The sequence below is a fragment of the Burkholderia sp. AU28863 genome, from assembly GCF_002223195.1.
GTDB lineage: Bacteria > Pseudomonadota > Gammaproteobacteria > Burkholderiales > Burkholderiaceae > Burkholderia > Burkholderia sola.
In genome coordinates this window covers 1,054,460-1,074,857 of record NZ_NKFE01000003.1, presented here as the reverse complement: position 1 = coordinate 1,074,857, position 20,398 = coordinate 1,054,460, and the positions used below count along the sequence as shown (strand labels likewise).

Here is a 20,398-nt window from a genome sequence, read left to right as displayed (position 1 = left end):
ACATCCATTCATCGACAAGACAGCGAGGAGTCCATCATGCCCCAGCGTTCCAACACGACGACCACCCTGCGCCAATGGCGCGTACCCCTTACCGTTTTCGCGACGGCCTGCCTGCTCGCCGCGTGCGGCGGCAACAGCGTCAGCGCGCCGCCGAGTGCCAGCACCAGCGGGACGAGCGGCACCAGTGGCACGAGCGGTACCAGCGGGACGAGCGGCACCAGCGGCACGACGACCGGTACCAAGGGCGCCGTCAGCACGCTCGGCCAGACCGCGACCGACCTTGGCAGCACCATCGGGAACGTCAGCCTGCCGGGCCTCGGCGACGGCGTGACGAAGGGCGTCGGCAGCACCGTGTCGAGCACCGGCACGATCATCGACGCGGCCGCCGATGCGTTGAGCAACGGGCTCGGCCAGACCGGCTCGATCAAGGATCCGGTCGGCACGACGGTCGCCGGTCTCGGCAACGTCGTCGGCGCGACGAGCAACACGGTGTCCGGCCTGAGCTCGACGGTCAAGGCGCTGGGCACGGGCCCGCTGGCGCCGCTCGCACCGGTCACGACGCCGGTCGGCTCCGTGCTCGACACGGTCGCCAACGGCCTGACGGCCGCCGGCACGACGATCGGCTCGACGCTGTCGTCGGGCGCCGTGCAGCAGGTGACGCAACCGATCAGCTCGGCGATCACGCCGCTCGTGATCACGGCCGGCCAGGTCACGCAGCAGGTCGGCACGACGACCGGTCTCGGCCAACCCGTGTCGGGCCTGCTCGGCCAGATCGGCGGCGCGATCAGCTCGGCCGGCAAGCAGGTCGGCGGGACGTCGAGCCAGCCGCTCGTCGGCGACGTCGGTCAGCTCGTGACCGCGGTCGGCAATACCGTGACCAACGCGGGCGGCCTCGTCAATCCGAACGGCCCGAACGGCGCAGCACCGATCCCCGGCCTGATCACGAGTCTCGTCGGCGGCTCGACGGCAACCGTCCAGAACGGCTCGTCGTCGGGTTCCGCTTCGACGAATCCGCTCGGCGGCCTGCTGTCGGGTCTCGGTTCGACACCGCTCGGCTCGCTCACCGGCGCAACGGGCGGCTCGGGCAGCGGCCCGCTCGCACCGGTCACGGGCCTCGTCTCGACGGTCACCGGCGCGCTCGGCGGCGCGACGGGCGGCGCAGGCAGTGCAAACCCTCTCGCGCCCGTCACCGGTTTGCTGAATACTGTCACCGGAGCAGTGGGTGGCGCAGCAGGGTCCGGGGGCTCGAGCCCGCTCGCGCCGGTCACGTCGCTGGTCGGCAGCGTGTCGGGTACGGCATCGTCGGGCGGCGCTTCGACGGGCCTGCTGGCGCCGGTCACGGGGTTGCTGGGTACGCTGGGTAGCGTCGGCAAGTAAGGAGGACGGTCGCCCCATCGCAGCCGGAGCGAATGGCGCGGCCGTACGAATACAACCGGCATGGCGGCACGCGGCGCGCGACACCCAGGTGTCGCGTGCCGGCATTACAAAGAAGACGAAAAGCAAGGCCTACGAGGAAGAACAATGAAATCCAGACTCGACAGATGGATGATGCTGCTCGCCATCGCGGCAGCAGGCACGGCACAGGCGCAAACGCGCGTCGGCGGCAACCCGCTCGATTCCCTTCCCCAGATCAACGCACCGAAGACGGGCCCGAACGTCACCGTTCAGGTCGCGCCGCAGGCGCCGCAATTACAGGAGCTGCTGTCGCGGCACCTGACGCCGAAGACGTTCCAGGTCGAAGGCGTGAAGTCGATACCGTTCGAGGAAATCACGCGCCGCTTCACGCCGCTCGTCGGCAAGGACATCACGATCGGCGAGCTGATCGAAACCGCCAACGGCGTGACGAAGCTGTACCAGGAACGCGGCTACGCGCTGTCGTTTGCGTTCGTTCCCGCGCAGACGTTCGAGAACGGCATCGTGCGCATCACGGTGGTCGAAGGCTATGTGTCGGACGTCAAGGTCACCGGCAAACCCGGCGCGATGGAACCGAAGATTCGCGCGATTGCCGCGCACATCACGGCCGATCGCCCGCTGCGCCGCGCGACGTTCGAGCGTTACGTGAACACGTTCGGGCTGTTGCCCGGCCTCACGGTGAAGGCGAACGTGCCGCCGCCGCAAACCACCGACGGCGCGACGACGCTCGAACTTGCGGTCGATCGCAAGCCGTTCAACGTCAGCACGGGGATCGACTTCAACCACCCGGGCGTCCAGGGCCTCATCACCGCGACCGAAAACGGCCTGACGCGTTTCGGCGAGCAGTTGAGCATTTCGGCGCTCGCGCCGCCGGGACGCGACAAACAGACCTACTTCGCGTTCAGCGGCGCGGTGCCGGTCGGCAGCAACGGCCTGATCACGCGCCTCGATGCCAGCACGTATCGTGGCAAGCCGACCGACAATCCCGGCCTGCCGTCGTCGGTCGAGCGCACGGTCAAGAACGAGAAACTGGGTCTTTCGGCTTCCTATCCGATCTTGCTGAACAATCAGCGCAGCCTGCTCGGCACCGTGTCCGGCTATGCGTCGCACAACGAAGACCGTTACCAGAGCAAGATCAACGGCAACAGCATCGACACGCGCTCGCAAGTCCGCGTGCTGCAGATGCAGCTCGACTACACGAGCGTCCAGCCGAAACAGGTGCAGAAGCTGAGCGTCAACGTCGCGAAGGGCTTCAACATCCTCGGCGCGTCGAAAGCGCAGGACATCACCATCGGTACGACGACGACCTCGGTGGACAGCCCGATCTCGCTGACCTTCGTTCGCACCGGCGCGACCTTCACGCAGACGAACGAATGGCCGTTCCGGATCGGCACGTCGGTTTCGCTGACCGGGCAATACAGTCCCGACTCGCTGCCGACGTCCGAACAGGTCTCGTTCGGCTCGACCCGTTACGCGCTCGGCTATCAGCCGGGCGAAACGTCGGGCGACTCGGGCTGGGGGATGTCGCTGGAAATCAACCGCGGCTTCACGCCGGGCTGGACGTATCTGAAATCGATCACGCCGTACATCGCGTACGACATGGCGCGCGTATATCTGCACGCGGGCACGCCATCGCCAAACCGCATGTCATCGGTCGGCATCGGTGTGCGGCTCACGGACAGCCGCTACTACAGTCTCGACCTGAACGTCGCCAAACCGGTCGGCGATGCGCCGGTCGAAAGCGCGTCACGCAGCCCGCGCATCAACGCGGCGTTCTCTTATCAGCTCAACTGATCGGTCACCAGAGTCACGAAACGGCCAGCGTCATGCTGGCCGTTTCGATTAGAGTCCCCTCTATCAAACGCGGCGTGCGGTTTCACGTATTCTGGCGAAGCTCGCAACATGCCCGCCCCATGCAGACGGTCGTGCGAGCGAATCGAACCGACATGCAAAACAAGGAGGACGACAATGATTCAACTGACCCGCCCGTTGCGCGCAATCGCCATCGCCGGCGCCCTGCTCGCATGCGCAGCCCCCACATTCGCACAAGCCGACAGCCCCGTCGGCATGTGGCAAACGATCGACGACAACACCCATCAACCGAAGGCACTCGTGCAGATCGCCGAGGACGGCGACGGCGCGCTGACGGGCAAGGTCGTCAAGGGCCTCGGCGCGAACGATACGCCCGATCGCCGCTGCACTGCGTGCACGGACGAGCGCAAGGATCAGCTCATCAAGGGTATGACGATCATCAAGGCGATGAAGAAGGACGGCGACCACTGGGACGGCGGCAACATTCTCGATCCGGAGAACGGCAAGGTCTACAAGTGCAAGATGACGCTTGAAGACGGCGGCCAGAAGCTCGTGGTGCGCGGCTACATCGGCGTGTCGCTGCTGGGCCGGTCGCAGACCTGGGTTCGCCAGCAATAACGCCGTACGCGCCAGAACGCGCGGCTCAATGAAAAATCGGCCTGCGACGACGTCGCCAGGCCGATTTCTTTTGGTGCGCGCACAACGAAAAACCGATGGGCCTCACGCCGCGTGCTTCATCGCATCCGATGGATAGCTGCCCGGCGCACGATACGCGGGTGCCGCGTTGCTACGCGCCTCCGCCGCCTTCGATTGCGTGTGCTTGCGCATCCGCGCGGACAGTTCATTGCAGAGATTCATGCCGGCGTCGCCATAGAGCTCACGCATCACGTTCATCAGCGTGCCCGTTTCGTGCCACACCTTGAAGCGTCGGTGGCATGTTTGATACGACGGGTAACGGCGCGGCATGGCCGACCATGTGGCACCACTGTAGATTATCCAAAGCACACCGTTCAGCACGGCCCGCGTATTGGCTAACGGCCGGCCGCGCAACTCGGTGCGCGGCTGCATTTCGGGCAGAAGCGGCGCGACGCGGCGCCATTCGTGGTCGGTCAAATCGCGATACGGTGTCATGGACATCTCCAGCCTTAATAACCATGACACCACAATATCGGCTCACCTCAACGATGAATATAAGACAAATCCGAAAATACCCGGGGATTCGCTGAATTTAACCGAAATTGACGTTTAAATGCCGCCAATTACCCAAACCAGCAATCGGTTCAGGTCAACGACGTATCGACGATGCGGCGCGGTGTTTCGAGATACTCCTTCGACTGCATCTCGACGATGCGCGACACCGTACGCGCGAATTCGTTGGCCATCGGACCTTCGACGTACAACGCCTCGGCCGGCACCGCCGCCGACATCAGCAGCTTGACCTTGTGGTCGTACAGCACGTCGATGAGCCACGTGAAGCGGCGGGCCTCGGACGCCATCCGCGGCGACATCTGCGGCACCTCGGACAACACGATCGCATGGAAGCGGCTCGCCAGCTCGAGGTAGTCGTTCTGCGAACGCGGACCGCCGCACAGCGTCGCGAAATCGAACCACACGACGCCATCCGCCTTGCGCAGCGCCTTCAGCTCGCGCTTCTCGATATGCAGGATCGGGCTCTCGTCGGGCACGGCCGCGAGCTTGCCGAATGCATGGCGCAATTCGCGATCGGCCTCCGCGCCGAGCGGCGTGTGATACATCTTCACCTGCGCGAGCGTGCGCTGGCGATAGTCGACCCCCGCATCGACGTTGAGCACGTCGAGCTTTTCCTTGATCAGCGCGATCGCCGGCAGCATGCGGTCGCGATGCAGGCCATCCGGATACAGGTCATCGGGATCGTAATTCGACGTCATCACGAACTGCACGCCGTTGTTGAACAGGCGGTCGAGCAGACGGTACAGGATCATCGCGTCGGCGATGTCCGACACGTGGAACTCGTCGAAGCAGATCAGCCGGTAACGCTTCGCGATGCGTCGCGCGAGTTCGTCGAGCGGATCGGCCTGCCCTTTCAGTTCCTCGAGCTCACGGTGCACTTCGCGCATGAATTCGTGGAAATGCAGGCGCGTCTTGCGCTGCACGGGCACCACCGCGTAGAAGCTGTCCATCAGGAAGCTCTTGCCGCGGCCGACACCGCCCCACATGTAGACGCCGCGCGGGAGATCCGGGTGATTGATGAGCTTCTTGAACGCGTTCGAGCGGCGCGCCTTGTAGTCGACCCATTCGTCGAAACAGCGCTGCAGGCGATCGACGGCCGCGCGCTGAGCGGGATCGGACTGATAGCCGCGCGTAGTCAACTCGCGCGTGTAGTATTCGGTGACGTTCATCAGGGCAAACCGGAAAAAACAAAGGCGAGCGGGAAAACCCCGCCCGCCCTCGTCATGAGACGGTTGCGCCAGCCGGTGGCCGGCCGGCGCTATACCGCGCTCAGCTGTTCAGCGAGCGCTTGTCGACCGCGAGCGCCGCTTCGCGCATCACTTCCGACATCGACGGGTGCGGATGGCAGATGCGGGCGATGTCTTCCGACGCCGCCTTGAACTCCATCGCCACCACGGCTTCAGCGATCAGGTCAGACGCGTTCGCCGCGATCACGTGCACGCCGAGCAGCTCGTCGGTCTTCGCGTCCGCGATCATCTTCACGAAACCGTCCGGCGCGTTCATGCCGAGCGCGCGGCCGTTGATCGAGAACGGGAACTTGCCCGTCTTGATCTCGCGGCCTTCGGCCTTCAGCTGCTGCTCCGTCTTGCCGACCCATGCGATTTCCGGGTACGTGTAGATCACCCACGGAATGCAGTTGTAGTCGATGTGCGGCTTCTGGCCGTCGATCACTTCCGCGACCAGCACGCCTTCGTCTTCCGCCTTGTGCGCGAGCATCGGGCCACGCACCACGTCGCCGATCGCGTAGACGTTCGGCACCGCCGTGCGGCAGTGGTCGTCCACGTCGATGAAGCCGCGCTCGTTCGCCTTCAGGCCGATTGCCTCGAGGCCGAGGTTGTCGGTGTTCGGCACGCGGCCGACCGACACGATCAGGCGGTCGGCGTCGAGCGTCTGCGCGTTGCCGTCCTTGTCCGTGTAGGCGATCGACACGCCGTCGGCACTCGTCTTCACGTCGCCGATCTTCACGCCGAGATGGATGTCGAGGCCCTGCTTCTTGAACAGCTTCGCCGCTTCCTTCGCGAGCGCTTCGTCGGCTGCGCCGAGGAATGCCGGCAGCGCTTCGAGCACCGTCACTTCGGCGCCCAGACGACGCCACACCGAGCCGAGCTCGAGGCCGATCACGCCCGCGCCGATCACGGCGAGCTTCTTCGGCACCGAGTCGAACGTCAGCGCGCCTTCGTTGTCCGACACGATCTTGTTGTCGACCGGGATGTTCGGCAGGTGACGCGCCTTCGAGCCCGTCGCGATGATCACGTTCTTCGCGGTGACGACTTCGGTTTCGCCCTCTCCGCTCACTTCGATCTGCACGCCGGCGTCCGTCTTGCCGGTGAACTTACCATGGCCCTTCAGCCAGGTGATCTTGTTCTTCTTGAACAGGAACTCGATCCCGCTCGTCATTTTCTCGACGATCGCGTCCTTGCGGCCGAGCATCTTCGCGACGTCGATCTTCACGCCGTCAACCGTGATGCCGTGGTCGGCAAGGTGATGCGACGTGTTCTCGAACTCTTCCGACGACGCGAGCAGCGCCTTCGACGGGATGCAGCCGACGTTCAGGCAGGTACCGCCGAGCTTCAGCGCGCCGGCCGGGTTCTTCCACTTCTCGATACAGGCAACGGTCTTGCCGAGCTGCGCGGCGCGAATCGCGGCGATGTAGCCGCCGGGGCCGGCGCCGATCACGACGACGTCAAATTCCTTGGACATGACAATCCTTTCTACTTGTACGCCCGCACGCTCGCGCAGGTGCGCGAGCGTGCGGGGCGGGTCAATGCAGTGAGACTCGGCTTACAGGTCGAGCAGCAGGCGGGCCGGATCTTCCAGCGCATCCTTCATCGCGACGAGCGACAGGACGGCTTCGCGGCCGTCGATGATGCGGTGGTCGTACGACAGCGCGAGGTAGTTGATCGGGCGAATCACGATCTGGCCGTTTTCGACGACCGGGCGCTCCTTCGTCGCGTGCACGCCGAGGATGGCCGACTGCGGCGGGTTGATGATCGGGGTCGACAGCATCGAGCCGAACACGCCGCCGTTCGAGATCGAGAACGTACCGCCCGTCATTTCCTCGATCGACAGCTTGCCGTCCTTCGCCTTCTGGCCGAATTCGGCGATCTTTTTCTCGATCTCGGCGAGGCTCAGCTGATCCGCGTTGCGCAGGATCGGCACGACCAGGCCGCGCGGCGAACCGACCGCGATACCGATGTCGAAGTAGCCGTGGTAGACGATGTCGTTACCGTCGATCGACGCGTTCACGAGCGGGAACTTCTTCAGCGCGTGCACGGCCGCCTTCACGAAGAACGACATGAAGCCGAGCTTCACGCCGTGTTCCTTCTCGAACTTGTCCTTGTACTTGTTGCGCAGTTCCATGACCGGAGCCATGTTCACTTCGTTGAACGTCGTCAGGATCGCGTTGGTCTGCTGCGATTCGAGCAGGCGCTCGGCGATACGCGCACGCAGGCGCGACATCGGCACGCGCTGCTCCGGACGGTCGTTCAGCCAGGTCGCTGCCGACGCCGGCACCTTCACTTCCGGCAGCGCCGGCTTCGCGGCGGCGGTCTTCGCCGGTGCGGCGGCCGGAGCCGCCTTCGGTGCGCTGCCTGCGGCCAGCGCGTCGCCCTTCGTGACGCGGCCGTCGCGGCCCGAACCTGCGACGTCGCCGGTCGACAGACCCTTCTCGGCCAGCAGCTTCGCCGCGGCCGGCGATGCGGCGGCCGAGCTCGATGCGGTTGCAGCGGCCGGTTGCGCGGCCGGTGCGGCTGCAGCAGGCGCTGCCGCCGGCTTGACTTCGGCGGCGCCTGCCGCGGCTTCGGCAGCACCTGCCTTCGCTTCGGTGTCGATCGTCGCGATCACCTGATCGGCGACCACCGTGTCACCGTCGTTCTGCAGCACTTGCGCGAGCACGCCCGCGGCCGGCGCCGGCACTTCGAGGACGACCTTGTCGGTCTCGAGCTCGATCAGGATTTCGTCCTGCGCGACTGCTTCGCCCGGCTTCTTCTTCCACTGCAGCATGGTGGCTTCCGACACCGACTCCGACAGCTGGGGGACTTTGACTTCTACGATAGCCATGTGATTTTCCTGGATGCTTAATCTGGGGTGTGACGAGGTTCGTGCGATTCCCTCGGCCGGTGCGGCGCGCGACGCGCCCGGCGGCCATAAGGGACGGGAAAGCGCCGCGCGCCTTCCCGTTTCGCTTGACGTCGGTTATTTCGCGATCGATGCGCTCTTCAGGCGGCCGAATGCACCTTCGATCAGGGCCTTCTGCTGCTCGTAGTGCTTCGCGTAGTAGCCAACCGCCGGCGAGGCCGAAGCCGGACGGCCGCTGTATGCCAGCTTCTGCCCTTCCTTCATGCCTTCCTTCAGGTGGTGCTCGACGTAGAACCAGGGGCCCTGGTTCTGCGGCTCGTCCTGCACCCAGACCACTTCAGTCGCGTTCTCGTACTTCTTCATTTCGGCTTCGAACTGCTTGTGCGCGAACGGATACAGCTGCTCGATACGGATGATCGCGACGTCGTTCGCCTTCGCTTCGCGGCGGTGCGCGACGAGGTCGTAGTACACGCGGCCCGAGCACACCAGCACGCGCTTGACCTTCTTCGCGTCGATGCCGCCGTCGGTTTCGCCCAGCACCGGCTGGAACGAACCCTTCGCCAGTTCCGACAGGTCCGACACCGCTTCCTTGTGACGCAGCAGCGACTTCGGCGTGGCGACGATCAGCGGCTTGCGGAACAGGCGGATCATCTGGCGACGCAGCAGGTGGAAGATCTGCGCCGGCGTCGTCGGCTGGACGACCTGCATGTTGTGGTCGGCACACAGTTGCAGGAAACGCTCGATACGCGTGGACGAGTGTTCCGGACCCTGGCCTTCGTAGCCGTGCGGCAGCAGCATCGTGAGCCCCGACACGCGGCCCCACTTCACTTCGCCCGACGAGATGAACTGGTCGATCACGACCTGCGCGCCGTTGACGAAGTCGCCGAACTGCGCTTCCCACAGCACGAGCGTGTTCGGCTCGGCGGTCGAGTAACCGTATTCGAAGCCCAGCACCGCTTCTTCCGACAGCACCGAGTCGATCACCGTGAACTTCGCCTGACCGTCGGCGATGTTCTGCAGCGGCACGTACGTGCCGTCGTTCCAGCGCTCGCGGTTCTGGTCGTGCAGCACCGCGTGACGGTGCGTGAACGTGCCGCGACCCGAGTCCTGACCCGTCAGGCGCACCGAGTAGCCCGATGCGACGAGCGACGCGAACGCAAGATGTTCGCCCATGCCCCAGTCGAGCGGCTGGTCGCCGCGCGCCATGTTGCGACGGTCGTTGATCACGCGCTCGACGAGCGGGTGAACCTTGAAGTTTTCCGGGACCGTCGTGATGCGTTCGCCCAGGCGCTTCAGTTCGGCGAGCGGCACGGCCGTGTCGGCTGCGTCCGTCCACTTGCGGTTCAGGAACGGAACCCAGTCGACCGCGTACTTGCTCTTGTAGTTCGACAGGACCGGATCGACGGTGTGGTGGCCGTCGTCCATCGCCTTGCGGTACGCCTTCACGTAGTTGTCGGCGTCTTCCGCGGTGATCACGCCCTGCTGCACGAGCTTCTCGGCGTACAGCGCACGGGTGCCCGGGTGCTGCGCGATCTTCTTGTACATCAGCGGCTGCGTGACCGCCGGCGTGTCCTGCTCGTTGTGACCCAGCTTGCGGAAGCAGACGATGTCGATCACGACATCCTTGTGGAACTGCATCCGGTAGTCGATCGCGATCTGGATCGCGAGCACGACGGCTTCCGGATCGTCGCCGTTCACGTGCAGCACCGGCGCTTCGATCATCTTGACGACGTCGGTACAGTACAGCGTCGAGCGCGCGTCGCGCGGGTCGGACGTCGTGAAGCCGATCTGGTTGTTGATGACGATGTGCAGCGTGCCGTGCGTGCCGTAACCGCGCGTCTGCGCGAGGTTCAGCGTTTCCATCACGACGCCCTGGCCGGCGAAGGCCGCGTCGCCGTGGATCTGCACCGGCAGCACTTGCAGGCCGTCTTCGTCGCCGCGACGGTCCATCCGCGCCTTCGCAGAACCTTCGACCACCGGGTTCACGATTTCGAGGTGCGACGGATTGAACGCGAGCGACAGGTGGACCGGGCCGCCTTCCGTCGACACGTCCGACGAGAAGCCCTTGTGATACTTCACGTCACCGGCCGGCAGGTCGTCGACGTGCTTGCCTTCGAATTCGGCGAACAGGTCGGCCGGCATCTTGCCCAGCGTGTTGACCAGCACGTTCAGACGGCCGCGGTGCGCCATGCCGATGATGATTTCCTGCACGCCGCGCTTGCCCGCGTGCTGGACGACTTCGTCCATCGCCGCGATGAAGCTTTCGCCGCCTTCGAGCGAGAAGCGCTTCTGGCCGACGTACTTGGTGTGCAGGTAGCGCTCGAGGCCTTCGGCGGCCGTCAGGCGATTCAGGATGTGCTTCTTCTTGTCGACCGAGAACGACGGCGTCGCGCGGGTCGATTCCAGACGCTCCTGCCACCAGCGCTTCTGTTCCGGGTCGCTGATGTACATGTACTCGGCGCCGATCGTGCCGCAGTACGTGTCGCGCAGGCCCTTGACGATGTCGCGCAGCGAAGCCTGGTCGAAACCGAAGTACAGGTTGCTGGCGCTGTACGTCTGGTCGAGGTCGCCTTCGGAGAAGTCGTAGAACGCGGGTTCGAGCTCGGGAATGGCGGGACGTTCGCGACGCTTCAGCGGATCGAGGTTGGCCCATTGCGAGCCGAGGAAGCGGTAGGCGCTGATCAGCGACTGGACGTGCACCTGCTTGCGTGCGGTCGCGAGGTTGCTCGTGCTTTCGCGCGGGATGAAGGCATTGGCCTTCGCGCGCTCGGCGAACGATTCGACGATCGGGAAGTGAGCGACGTCATTGGCGTTGGAGCCGTCCGTCGCGGGCACGTTCTGCAGCGCGTCGAAATACTCTCGCCAGTTCTCCGGCACCGATGCCGGATTGTTGAGGTATGCATCGTACAGTTCTTCAACGTACGAAGCATTGCCGCCGAACAGATAGGAGTTCAGCTGAAACTGCTTCATTACATCTGACATTTTACGCTCACCTTTCTTCGAGCTTCTCGAGAAATAGCGGGTTACTCAACCTTCCGCGACACGGCCTGACCGTTTAGCGGATTGCGAATCAAGTCTTGCTTGGAAGGACCTAAAACTTGCGTGCGCGCAGCATATCACAGAACCGATACCGGAGTTCACGGCGAAATGTGCCCGAAAGCACCGCGCGGCGGGGTTTTGCCGGATTGTCGCGACCCGCCGGAACAGTGTTTTGCAGGCAATCCGGTTGCGCGATGCGCGGATGCAAAAAAGGCTGCCCGAAGGCAGCCTTTTTCGTCGTGCTCGGGAACGGTCGATGCTTAGTCGACCGCGCCTTCGCGGCTCGCGCGGCGACGCTCGTGCTCCTTCAGGAAGCGCTTGCGCAGGCGGATCGACTGCGGCGTCACTTCGACGAGCTCGTCGTCGTCGATGAATTCGACCGCGTACTCCAGCGACATCTGGACCGGCGGCACGAGACGCACGGCTTCGTCGGTACCCGACGCGCGCACGTTGGTCAGCTGCTTGCCCTTGATCGGGTTCACGACGAGGTCGTTGTCGCGGCTGTGGATGCCGATGATCATGCCCTCATACAGCGCGTCGCCCGGCTTCACGAACATGCGGCCGCGATCCTGCAGCTTCCACAGTGCGTAGGCGACCGCTGCGCCGTCGTCCTGCGAGATCAGCACGCCGTTGCGGCGCTCGAACACCGAGCCGTCCTTGACCGGTGCGTACGAGTCGAAGATGTGGCTCATCAGGCCCGTGCCGCGCGTGAGCGTCAGGAATTCGCTCTGGAAGCCGATCAGGCCGCGTGCCGAGATCTTGTATTCCAGGCGCGTACGGCCGCGGCCGTCCGACGCCATGTCGAGCATTTCACCTTTGCGGCGGCCGAGCTCTTCCATCACGCCGCCCTGGTGTTCGTCCTCGACGTCGACCGTCAGCAGCTCATACGGCTCGTGACGCACGCCGTCGATTTCCTGCATCACGACGCGCGGACGCGACACGGCCAGCTCGTAGCCTTCGCGGCGCATGTTCTCGACGAGGATCGTCAGGTGCAGTTCGCCGCGGCCCGACACTTCGAACACCGTTTCGTCGCCGGTATCCTTCACACGCAGCGCGACGTTGTGGTTCAGCTCCTTCATCAGGCGGTCGCGGATCTGGCGGCTCGTCACGAACTTGCCTTCGCGGCCGGCGAGCGGCGACGAGTTGACGAGGAAGTTCATCGTCAGCGTCGGTTCGTCGACGGTGATCATCGGCAGCGCTTCCGGCGTGTCGACCGCGCAGATCGTCGCGCCGATGCCGACGTCTTCAATCCCGTTGATCAGCACGATGTCGCCCGCTTCGGCCGATTCGACCTGCACGCGCTCCAGCCCCTTGAACGACAGCACCTGGTTGATCTTGCGGTTCAGCACGTCGCCTTCCGGGCCGAAACGCATCACGACCGGCTGGCCCGGCTTGATGCGGCCGCGCGTGATGCGGCCGACGCCGATCCGGCCGACGTACGTCGAATAGTCGAGCGACGTGATCTGGAGCTGCAGCGGCGCTTCCGGATCGGCCGGGCGAACCGGCACGTGCTCGAGGATCGCCTCGAACAGCGGGCGCATGTCGCCTTCGCGCGCCGCCGGGTCGAGCGACGCATAGCCGTTCAGGCCCGATGCGTAGACGATCGGGAAGTCGAGCTGCTCTTCGGTCGCGCCGAGCTTGTCGAACAGGTCGAAGGTCTGGTTGATCACCCAGTCGATCCGCGCGCCCGGACGGTCGATCTTGTTGACGACGACGATCGGCTTCAGGCCGAGCGCGAGCGCCTTCTTCGTGACGAAGCGCGTTTGCGGCATCGGGCCCTCGACCGCGTCGACGAGCAGCAGCACCGAGTCGACCATCGACAGCACGCGCTCGACTTCGCCGCCGAAGTCCGCGTGCCCCGGGGTGTCGACGATGTTGACGTGCGTGCCTTCGTATTCGACCGCGCAGTTCTTCGCGAGAATCGTGATTCCGCGCTCTTTTTCGATGTCGTTCGAGTCCATCACCCGCTCCGCAACCTGCTGGTTGTCGCGGAAGGTGCCGGACTGGCGGAGCAGCTGGTCGACGAGCGTGGTCTTGCCGTGGTCGACGTGGGCAATGATGGCGATATTGCGAAGGGCGCGGGTCATAGAAACCTGGAAATCGTTTGAACGCGCAAACGCGCGCGCTCGTTTTTCACGGCGCGCGCGTTGCAGCTTGGAGAGCCTCAAATTATAGCACGTACTCGTGTCGACGGCTGACCCGCGCGCTGCAACGCAACAAAACGGGTTGCACCAACCCGCTTCACCCCGTCGGCGCCCGGACGAAAAACCTTATCGAGATAAGGGATTCTCGCCGTGCTGAGCACGGGCTTTGCCGTTCGATTAACATTTGCCGCGGCAAGCAATTGTACCTATACTGCTGCCTAGTCAACTATTGCAACTTCAGGGTTTTATGTCGGATTCTCCTACCCCACCGCCCGTTTCGCCGTTGTCCACGTATCAGATGAACGACAGCGTCGGTTATCTGATGTCGCGCGTGAAGTCCGTGATGACCAACCTCGTCACGCAACGCACGCAGGAAGAGCTAGGCATCACGGGCACGCAGGCGAGCATGCTGTTCATGATCGCGGTCGGCAAGTGCTCGACGGCCGCCGAACTGGCGCGCGAATACGGGATCGACGCAAGCGCGGTCACGCGCCTGCTCGACCGGGTCGAGAAACGCGGCCTGCTGTCGCGCGTGCGCAGCATCGAGGACCGGCGCGTCGTGCGCCTCGAACTCACCGACGAAGGCCGTGCGCTGGCCGAACGGCTGCCGCCCATTTTTCGCAGCGTGCTCGACCAGGTGCTGGACGGGTTTACGCCGGAAGAAGTCGGGTTCCTGAAGAGCATGCTGCGCCGCATTCTCAGCAACTATTGCGAAACGGCCGGCGGCAGCATCACGTAATAGTTGCCATAACAATTACTTTTGACAGATTAATGTAAGGAAATCCTTGCAGTGTCCATCATTCATTCCGAGTCAGGGGTTAGCGCGATGAAAACCTCCCCGTTGTCCGTGCGCGCCGGGTCGTGCCGCGCCGCCGTCGCCGCCGCGGTCGCCGCGCTGGCGCTGGCGGGCTGCGCGAATTACATCGGCATCAAGAGCGACAAGCAGATCGCCCCCGCGTCGCAATTCGAATCCGCCCAGAGCCTGCCCGCCCAGGGCGGCCAGTGGCCGGCGCTCGACTGGGCCAGCCAGTTCGGCGACCCGCAACTGCCGAAGCTGATCGACGAAGCGCTGCAGGGCAACCCGTCGATCGCCCAGGCGCAGGCGCGCATCGCGAAGGCGTCGTCGTACATCGAATCGTCCCGCTCGAACCTGATGCCGAAGGCCGAAGCCAGCTATTCGTGGACGCGCGAGCTGTATTCGTCGAACGCGCTGTTCCCGCCTCCGTACGGCGGCCAGTGGTACAGCGAGAACAATGCGCTCGCGAGCGCGTCGTGGGAACTCGACCTGTGGGGCAAGAACCGCGAACGCCTGCACACGGCCGTGTCGCAGGAAAAGGCCGCCGAAGCCGACATGCAGCAAGCGCGCATCACGCTCGCGTCGTCGGTCGCGCGCACCTACAACTCGCTCGCGCAGCTCTATGCGCTGCGCGACATCGCGCAGCGCGAGATCACCAACCGCGAGACAGTCGGCAAGATCACCGACGGCCGCGTCTCGGCCGGCCTCGACACCAACGTCGAACGCCAGACGGCCCGCGGCAACATCGCGACGACCCAGGCTTCGCTGTCGGACCTCGACGGCCAGATCACGACCGTGCGCTACCAGCTCGCCGCGCTGCTGGGCAAGGGTCCGGATCGCGGGCTGCAGATCGCGGCGCCCGTGATGAACCCGAGCGGCGACGTCACGCTGCCCGGCAACCTGCCGGCCGATCTCGTGTCGCGCCGCCCCGACATCGTCGCCGCGCGCTGGCAGGTCGAAGCCGCGATGCACGACGTGAAGGAAGCGAAGGCCGAGTTCTACCCCGACGTGAACCTCGCGGCCGGCTTCGGCTTCGATGCGTTCGGCTGGGGCAAATTCCTGAACTTCGCGAGCCGCCAGGCGCAGTTCGGCCCGGCGATCCACCTGCCAATCTTCGATGCCGGCGCGCTGCGCGCCCAGCTCAAGGGCCGCTACGCCGACTTCGATCTGTCGGTCGCGAACTACAACCAGACGCTGATCAGCGCGCTGAACGACGTCGCGACGCAGGTCGCGTCGATCCGCGCGGTCGATCGCCAGATGGGCGACGCGCAACGTGCGCTCGACGCATCGACGCGTGCGTACGATCTCGCGGTCATCCGCTACAAGGCCGGCCTGTCGCCGCAACTGCAGGTGCTGACGGCGGACAGCAACCGCCTCGCATCGGAGCAGACGGTGACCAACCTGAAGATGCGTCGCCGCGACATGCAGCTCGCGCTGATCAAGGCGCTCGGCGGCGGGTTCGACGCGACCGGCACGCCACTCGCCGCGCCCGATGCGGCCACGCCGACCAAACAAGCCGCCAACTGAGCCGGCGCCACACTACGCAGACACTCGAAATAACGGACGGAGAAAATCGCCATGAGCGACCAACAAAACGCCGCCAGCGCGCAGCCGCAGAACAACGGCAAGCGCAAACGAATGATGACGCTGCTCGTCGCGGTCATCGTGATCGCGGCCATCGCGTACGGCCTGTACTACTTCCTCGTCGCCCGCTTCCATGAAGACACCGACGATGCGTACGTGAACGGCAACGTCGTGCAGATCACGCCGCAGGTCACCGGCACCGTGATCGCCGTGAAGGCGGACGATACGCAGACGGTCAAGGCCGGCGACCCGCTCGTCGTGCTCGACCCGGCCGATTCGCAGGTCGCGCTGCAGCAGGCGGAAGCGAACCTCGCGCAAACGGTGCGCCAGGTGCGCGGCCTGTTCGTCAACGACGACCAGTACCGCGCGCAAGTCGCGCTGCGCCAGTCCGACCTGTCGAAGGCGCAGGACGACCTGCGTCGCCGCCTCGCCGTCGCGCAGACGGGCGCCGTGTCGCAGGAAGAAATCTCGCACGCCCGCGACGCGGTGAAAGCCGCGCAGGCATCGGTCGATGCCGCACAGCAGCAACTCGCGTCGAATCGTGCATTGACCGCGAACACGACGATCGCATCGCACCCGAACGTGATGGCCGCCGCCGCGAAGGTGCGCGACGCGTACCTCGCGAACGCGCGTAACGTGCTGCCGGCGCCGGTCACCGGGTACGTCGCGAAGCGCTCGGTGCAGGTCGGCCAGCGCGTGTCGCCCGGCAACCCGCTGATGTCGGTGGTGCCGCTCAATGCCGTGTGGGTCGACGCGAACTTCAAGGAAGTCCAGCTCAAGCACATGCGCATCGGCCAGCCGGTCGAGATGACGGCCGACATCTACGGCTCGTCGGTCACGTATCACGGCAAGGTCGTCGGCTTCTCGGCCGGCACGGGCTCGGCGTTCTCGCTGCTGCCGGCGCAGAACGCGACCGGCAACTGGATCAAGGTCGTGCAGCGCCTGCCGGTGCGGATCGAGCTCGACCCGAAGGATCTCGACAAGCATCCGCTGCGCATCGGCCTGTCGATGCAGGTCGACGTGGACATCAAGGACGAACGCGGCGACCAGCTCGTCAACGCGCCGAACACCGTCTACGAGACCAACGTGTTCGCGAAATACGGCGACGAAGCCGACGCCGAAATCGCGCGCATCATCGCCGAAAACGCAGGCGGCAACACGTCGGCGCCGGTCGCGGCGAAGCAGAACACCGCCGCGAAAATGATGTAACCGTTCCGACTCCGGAAAAACAATCGACATGGCACAGGCTCCTGTCTCCTACCCGCCCCTGCAGGGCGGGCAACTCCTGCTCGGGACGATCGCGGTATCGCTCGCGGTGTTCATGAACGTGCTCGACACGTCCATCGCGAACGTCGCGATCCCGACCATCTCGGGCGACCTCGGCGTGTCGTCCGACCAGGGCACGTGGGTCATCACGTCGTTCGCGGTCGCGAACGCAATCTCGGTGCCGCTGACCGGCTGGCTGACCGACCGTTTCGGGCAAGTCCGCCTGTTCCTCGCGTCGATCATCCTGTTCGTCATCTCGTCGTGGATGTGCGGGCTGGCGCCGAGCCTGCCATTCCTGCTCGCATCGCGCGTGCTCCAGGGCGCCGTCGCGGGCCCGATGATTCCGCTGTCGCAAGCGCTTCTGCTGTCGAGCTATCCGCGGGCGAAGGCGCCGATGGCGCTCGCACTATGGGCGATGACGACGCTGATCGCCCCCGTCGCGGGCCCGATTCTCGGCGGCTGGATCTCGGACAACTATTCGTGGCCGTGGATCTTCTACGTCAACATCCCGGTTGGCATCGCCGCCGCCGCCGCGACGTGGATGATCTACCGCAATCGGGAGTCCGCCGTGCGCCGCGCGCCGATCGACGGCGTGGGCCTCGCGCTGCTGGTCGTCTGGGTCGGCTCGCTGCAGATCATGCTCGACAAGGGCAAGGATCTGGACTGGTTCGCGTCGACGACCATCGTCGTGCTCGCGCTGACCGCCGTCATTGCTTTCGCGTTCTTCGTGATCTGGGAGCTGACCGCCGAGCACCCGGTCGTCGACCTGTCGCTGTTCCGCATACGAAACTTCACCGGCGGCACCGTCGCGCTGTCGATCGGGTACGGCCTGTACTTCGGCAATCTCGTGCTGCTACCGCTGTGGCTGCAGACGCAAATCGGCTACACCGCGACCGACGCCGGCCTCGTGATGGCGCCGGTCGGGTTGTTCGCCATCCTGTTGTCGCCACTCACCGGGAAGTATCTGCCGCGCACCGATCCGCGCTTCATCTCGACGGCGTCATTCCTCACGTTCGCGCTGTGCTTCTGGATGCGTTCGCGCTACACGACCGGCGTCGACGAATGGTCGTTGACGCTGCCGACGCTCGTGCAGGGCATCGCGATGGCCGGGTTCTTCATCCCGCTCGTGTCGATCACGCTGTCCGGCCTGCCCGGCCACCGCATTCCCGCGGCGTCCGGCCTGTCGAACTTCGTGCGGATCATGTGCGGCGGCATCGGCACGTCGATCTTCCAGACCGCGTGGGATCATCGGAACAACTTCCACCACGCGCAACTGGTCGAGCAGGCGAACCCGTACAACCCGACGTTCAACCAAGCCGTCACCCAGATGGGTAACCTCGGGCTCACGCGGGAGCAGGCACACGGCCTGATCAACAACATGGCCACGCAGCAGGCTGCACAGCTCGGCGTGAACGATCTGTTCTACATTTCGGCGGCGATCTTCGTGCTGCTGATCGGACTGATCTGGATCACGAAGCCCGAACGCGCGGGCGGCGGCGATGCAGGTGCGGCGGCGTCGGCCGCGCACTGAGCGCCACGTTCAACGCAACGTACCCAACAAAAAACCCGGTCGAGGTCGACCGGGTTTTTAATTCCGACGATGGCGCTTGCGCGCCTCGCATCACTCAGCCGTCACGACGAGCCGTTCCGGTGCGAGCACGCCATTCGCCTTGCGCGCGACACCGAGCAGCCGCGTTGCGTCGTACACGCGCACGCGCTCGCCTTCGGCCGCATCGATCGAATCAAGCGCCGACAGCGGGAGGCGCTGCCCGTGGAGGAAGCGCTTCGCGCTTGCTTCGTCGAGACGCACCAGCGGAAACGTCGACAGCAGCGCATCGACCGGCTGCAGCCATGCATCGCGCGCCGATTCGGCAGCGTCCGACAGCGCGTCGAGCGTCACCGCATGCTCGAGCGTCAGCGCACCGACACCCGTGCGACGCAGCATCGTCAGATGCGCGCCGCAACCCAGCGCCTCGCCGATATCCTCGGCCAGCGTGCGCACATACGTGCCTTTGCTGCAGGTCACGCGAAACGTCACGTCGGGCAACCCGCAAGAGAGCAGTTCGAGCGCGTGGATCGTCACGTTGCGACCTTCCCGCTCGACGGTCTGACCAGCGCGCGCATATTCATACAGCGGCTTGCCGTCGCGCTTGAGCGCCGAATACATCGGCGGCACCTGCACGATGTCGCCGGTGAAGCGCACGAGCGCGGCTTCCACCGCCGCCCGATCGCATTCGACCGGCCGCGTGTCGATTACGTCGCCTTCCGCGTCGCCCGTGGCCGTGCGCTGGCCGAGATGCATCGTCGCTTCATAGGTCTTGTCGGCGTCGAGCAAATCCTGCGAAAACTTGGTCGCTTCGCCGAAACACAACGGCAGCAGGCCCGAAGCCAGCGGATCGAGCGTGCCGGTGTGGCCGGCCTTCTTCGCACGAAGCAGGCGCTTCGCGCGAATCAGCGCATCGTTGCTGGACAGGCCGACCGGCTTGTCCAGCAGAAGAACGCCGTCCAGCACGCGCCGGGGCACGCGCGGACGTTGGGGTGCTGCATTCGTCATAGGCCCGTCGAGCTCAGTCGTCCTTGGCAGGCGCGTCGGCCTCGTCATCGTCCTTCGCGCGAGTCGAGTTCGCTTCCTTGATCAGGCGCGACATTTCGACGGCCTTCTCGATCGTCTGGTCGTAATGGAAATGCAGCGTCGGCACCGTATGAATGTGCAGGCGCTTGAACAGCAGGTTGTGCAGGTGACCCGACGCATGGTTCAGCGCCTCCTGCGTCTTGTCCGGATCGCCGGTGAGCGCCGTGAAGTAGACCTTCGCGTGCGCATAGTCCGGCGTGAGTTCCACGCTCTGGATGGTCACGATGCCGACGCGCGGATCCTTGACCTCGCGCATGATGAGTTCGGACAGATCGCGCTGAATCTGGTCGGCGATCTGAACGTTGCGATTGGGGGAAGTACGTTTCCTGGACATGATCGATCCGTGATCCGTTTATCAGGATGAAGCGACGGCCGCTTTCGGCACGCCACCATGAAAATGGGCGGGACAGGCCCAAGCCTGCCCCG

15 protein-coding genes are annotated in these 20,398 nt (G+C 64.9%); 7 read left to right on the top strand and 8 right to left on the bottom strand.

What is annotated here, in order from left to right; translation table 11 throughout:
• Nucleotides 1-36: 36 nt before the first annotated feature.
• The 3 genes from CFB81_RS07350 to CFB81_RS07340 all read left to right on the top strand — a co-directional run bounded on the left by CFB81_RS07350 (nt 37) and on the right by CFB81_RS07340 (nt 3,843).
• Nucleotides 37-1,377 (top strand): collagen-like triple helix repeat-containing protein, encoded by a 1,341-nt coding sequence (locus CFB81_RS07350; RefSeq protein WP_069621379.1) that lies wholly within the window; start codon nt 37-39, stop codon nt 1,375-1,377.
• 144 nt (nt 1,378-1,521) lie between these two features.
• Nucleotides 1,522-3,207: a ShlB/FhaC/HecB family hemolysin secretion/activation protein gene (locus CFB81_RS07345; RefSeq protein ID WP_089434947.1), complete on the top strand. Its 1,686-nt coding sequence runs from the start codon at nt 1,522-1,524 to the stop codon at nt 3,205-3,207.
• 174 nt (nt 3,208-3,381) lie between these two features.
• Nucleotides 3,382-3,843 (top strand): DUF2147 domain-containing protein, encoded by a 462-nt coding sequence (locus tag CFB81_RS07340; protein WP_089434946.1) that lies wholly within the window; start codon nt 3,382-3,384, stop codon nt 3,841-3,843.
• A gap of 102 nt (nt 3,844-3,945) precedes the next feature.
• On the opposite strand, the gene CFB81_RS07335 is transcribed toward CFB81_RS07340, so the two are convergent.
• The 6 genes from CFB81_RS07335 to typA all read right to left on the bottom strand — a co-directional run bounded on the left by CFB81_RS07335 (nt 3,946) and on the right by typA (nt 13,637).
• Complete coding sequence (locus CFB81_RS07335) at nt 3,946-4,356, bottom strand: transposase (RefSeq protein WP_179234868.1); 411 nt, start codon at nt 4,354-4,356, stop codon at nt 3,946-3,948.
• 149 nt (nt 4,357-4,505) lie between these two features.
• Entirely contained in the window at nt 4,506-5,603 is a 1,098-nt protein-coding gene (gene zapE, locus CFB81_RS07330; RefSeq protein WP_059499047.1) for a cell division protein ZapE, read from the bottom strand.
• Between the two features lie 100 nt (nt 5,604-5,703).
• Nucleotides 5,704-7,134, bottom strand: a complete 1,431-nt coding sequence (gene lpdA, locus CFB81_RS07325; protein WP_089434944.1) for a dihydrolipoyl dehydrogenase — start codon at nt 7,132-7,134, stop codon at nt 5,704-5,706.
• Between the two features lie 81 nt (nt 7,135-7,215).
• Entirely contained in the window at nt 7,216-8,493 is a 1,278-nt protein-coding gene (gene odhB, locus CFB81_RS07320; protein ID WP_059785457.1) for a 2-oxoglutarate dehydrogenase complex dihydrolipoyllysine-residue succinyltransferase, read from the bottom strand.
• A 135-nt stretch (nt 8,494-8,628) separates the two neighbouring features.
• Nucleotides 8,629-11,493, bottom strand: a complete 2,865-nt coding sequence (locus tag CFB81_RS07315) for a 2-oxoglutarate dehydrogenase E1 component (RefSeq protein ID WP_069621374.1) — start codon at nt 11,491-11,493, stop codon at nt 8,629-8,631.
• A gap of 317 nt (nt 11,494-11,810) precedes the next feature.
• Entirely contained in the window at nt 11,811-13,637 is a 1,827-nt protein-coding gene (gene typA, locus CFB81_RS07310; protein WP_006490690.1) for a translational GTPase TypA, read from the bottom strand.
• Nucleotides 13,638-13,941: 304 nt separating this feature from the next.
• On the opposite strand from typA, the gene CFB81_RS07305 reads away from it, so the two are divergent.
• From CFB81_RS07305 to CFB81_RS07290, 4 genes are all read left to right on the top strand, one after another.
• Nucleotides 13,942-14,433 carry a MarR family winged helix-turn-helix transcriptional regulator gene (locus CFB81_RS07305; RefSeq protein WP_069621373.1) on the top strand — a complete coding sequence of 164 codons (492 nt, stop codon included), beginning with the start codon at nt 13,942-13,944 and terminating at the stop codon, nt 14,431-14,433.
• A gap of 87 nt (nt 14,434-14,520) precedes the next feature.
• Nucleotides 14,521-16,017 (top strand): efflux transporter outer membrane subunit, encoded by a 1,497-nt coding sequence (locus tag CFB81_RS07300; protein WP_089434943.1) that lies wholly within the window; start codon nt 14,521-14,523, stop codon nt 16,015-16,017.
• A 51-nt stretch (nt 16,018-16,068) separates the two neighbouring features.
• A complete protein-coding gene (locus CFB81_RS07295; protein WP_069621371.1) occupies nt 16,069-17,283 on the top strand; it encodes an HlyD family secretion protein in 1,215 nt (404 codons plus the stop codon).
• Between the two features lie 28 nt (nt 17,284-17,311).
• Nucleotides 17,312-18,871: a DHA2 family efflux MFS transporter permease subunit gene (locus CFB81_RS07290; protein WP_089434942.1), complete on the top strand. Its 1,560-nt coding sequence runs from the start codon at nt 17,312-17,314 to the stop codon at nt 18,869-18,871.
• Between the two features lie 90 nt (nt 18,872-18,961).
• Here CFB81_RS07290 and truB read toward each other — a convergent pair whose 3' ends face one another.
• Nucleotides 18,962-19,894, bottom strand: a complete 933-nt coding sequence (gene truB / locus CFB81_RS07285) for a tRNA pseudouridine(55) synthase TruB (RefSeq protein ID WP_089434941.1) — start codon at nt 19,892-19,894, stop codon at nt 18,962-18,964.
• A 13-nt stretch (nt 19,895-19,907) separates the two neighbouring features.
• Nucleotides 19,908-20,306, bottom strand: a complete 399-nt coding sequence (rbfA, locus tag CFB81_RS07280) for a 30S ribosome-binding factor RbfA (RefSeq protein ID WP_050012484.1) — start codon at nt 20,304-20,306, stop codon at nt 19,908-19,910.
• Between the last annotated feature and the right edge of the window lie 92 nt (nt 20,307-20,398).